At 58.9% G+C, this 2080-nt stretch carries 3 protein-coding genes; 2 read left to right on the forward strand and 1 reads right to left on the reverse strand.

From position 1 onward, the window contains the following. Together EN935_RS32980 and EN935_RS32985 are read left to right on the forward strand one after the other, a co-directional pair. A partial coding sequence (locus tag EN935_RS32980) for an exopolysaccharide production repressor protein (RefSeq protein WP_127280632.1) occupies positions 1-213 on the forward strand: 213 nt, incomplete at its 5' end. A gap of 236 nt (positions 214-449) precedes the next feature. Then, positions 450-1463, forward strand: coding sequence for a 1-aminocyclopropane-1-carboxylate deaminase (locus EN935_RS32985; RefSeq protein WP_024505903.1), 1014 nt, complete (start codon positions 450-452; stop codon positions 1461-1463). A gap of 368 nt (positions 1464-1831) precedes the next feature. On the opposite strand, the gene EN935_RS41565 is transcribed toward EN935_RS32985, so the two are convergent. Then, positions 1832-2080: hypothetical protein (locus EN935_RS41565; protein ID WP_206516465.1), on the reverse strand; the 249-nt coding region annotated here is incomplete at its 5' end.

Here is a 2080-nt window from a genome sequence, read left to right on the forward strand (position 1 = left end):
GTCCTGTGCAGCAATGCGTCGATGGTTTACTTCGCTTTGGATTCGCTCCGTGTGGCAGTCGTCACGACGCTGGCCTGTTCGCTGCTGCTTCAGGCCGGCTACTTCGGCCGCGTGCTCTTTCTGATCTGGCAGTCCTCTAGCCGCGCTCGTGGAACTCGCCACAGGGGCCAGCATGCCGATGGTTACAGGAAAGCTCGGGTACCAGTCGTCTGACTCTGATCAACTGCGGAATGCAATTTTCAGCTGTGTCCCGGCTTGGTCGAATGCCCAGCATGTGCTGCTGCTTTGATGCGCGGATGACAGGATCAGTGCTCAGACCCACACCAATTTTGGTCACCCTCTGATGACTGAGCTGATCGTATAGGGAATCTGTGTTCGGCTAACACGCGACCATACCCCTGGGCTGACCGGTGCGTAGCAGGTTCAGGTACTTTTTTGCTGGAGATAGCATGCTGGAAAAATTCGAACGTTATCCGCTCACCTTTGGACCCACGCCGATCGAGAGGCTCGACCGCCTCGGCAAGCATCTGGGCGACAAGGTGGAAATCTACGTCAAACGCGAGGACTGCAACTCCGGTCTCGCGTTCGGCGGAAACAAGCTGCGCAAGCTCGAATACATTGTGCCCGACGCGATCGCGTCAGATGCCGATACGCTCGTCACAATCGGTGGCGTGCAGTCCAACCATACGCGCATGGTCGCTGCGGTCGCCGCCAAGATCGGCATGAAATGCCTCCTGGTCCAGGAGAGCTGGGTCCCACATGATGATGCTGTCTACGACCGGGTCGGCAATATCCTCTTGAGCCGCATCATGGGGGCAGAGGTGCGCCTGGTTGACGAGGGCTTTGACATCGGCATCCGCCGCAGCTGGGAAAAGGCACTTTATGAAGTCAAGGCAAGGGGCGGCAGGCCATATGCGATACCTGCCGGCGCCTCTGTCCACAAATACGGCGGCCTGGGCTATGTGGGGTTCGCTGAGGAGGTGCGTGCCCAGGAAGAGCAGCTTGGGTTTGCCTTCGACTATATCGTCGTCTGTACGGTGACTGGTTCAACCCACGGCGGCATGCTCGTCGGGTTCGCCAAGGATGGTCGACAGCGCAACGTGATCGGTATCGATGCCTCCGCCATGCCCGCCAAGACCAAGGCGCAGGTGCTTGGCATCGCCCAAAATACAGCGAAGCTCGTCCACCTCGGAGCGGAAATTGTCGAGGCAGACGTGGTGTTGTTCATGGACTACGCGTACCCGGGTTATGGCGTTCCATCGGAGGAAACCAAAGAGGCAATCCGTTTGTGCGCGCGGCTCGAGGGCATGATTACGGACCCCGTTTACGAGGGCAAATCGATGCAAGGGATGATCGACCTCGTCCAGAGGGGCTTCTTTCCACAGGGATCGAGGGTCCTCTACGCACATCTAGGCGGCGCACCGGCGATCAACGGGTACGGCTACACCTTTCGCAACGGCTGACGTTCGGCAGTCTGCGATTCCGCGGTCGCGCTCGAACGTGGGTAGGTAGCGTCGTTCGAGCGCTTGGCTGGAGAAGTGGAGGCAGCGACGGGCATCCACTAATTGGTACCATTACGTGCTGTCGGTGCTCAACGCCACGCGCATTGAGCGCATGCCGCCGTTGGCAACCGCGAGGCGAATTTTGACTCCGGGGCAAGAATCCACACGCGGCGGTGGCGGCACGAGGACCAAGCCGGCGAGTTCGCGCTTTCGAACTGGCGCCAAACTGCCACTGCTCGAGGGCCGAGGCCAGTCTAATCACAGGCGAGCCGTCCAAGCTCTCAAGAGTGATAGGGCGAAACCCGACAGCGGCAGAAGACATGTCGGGTTCACGACAATCGGCCGCATTTGGCCTCGTGGAGAATTTCAAAGCATTTCCCGCCGCTTACCGGAGCTGAGGGAATTGGCACCTCCGTTGCAGCTTGATGTGCGGCAACACGGTGAGAGCTTCGCTGAAGCAAGCCAGAGGGAGCGATGCCCTCGAGACCGTGTCCGATTTTGACTGGAAAATATTCCGCGACAAAAGAGACGAAAGGTGTGGAATGACTTTGGACACCAAGATGGAACTGCGTATGGGG

Source organism: Mesorhizobium sp. M7D.F.Ca.US.004.03.1.1, assembly GCF_003998635.1.
Classification (GTDB): Bacteria; Pseudomonadota; Alphaproteobacteria; order Rhizobiales; family Rhizobiaceae; genus Mesorhizobium; species Mesorhizobium loti.

What these genes read in the sequence shown, in the direction of transcription:
- EN935_RS32985 (WP_024505903.1), top strand. Translation starts at nt 450, where the DNA reads ATGCTGGAAAAATTCGAACGTTATCCGCTCACCTTTGGACCCACGCCG.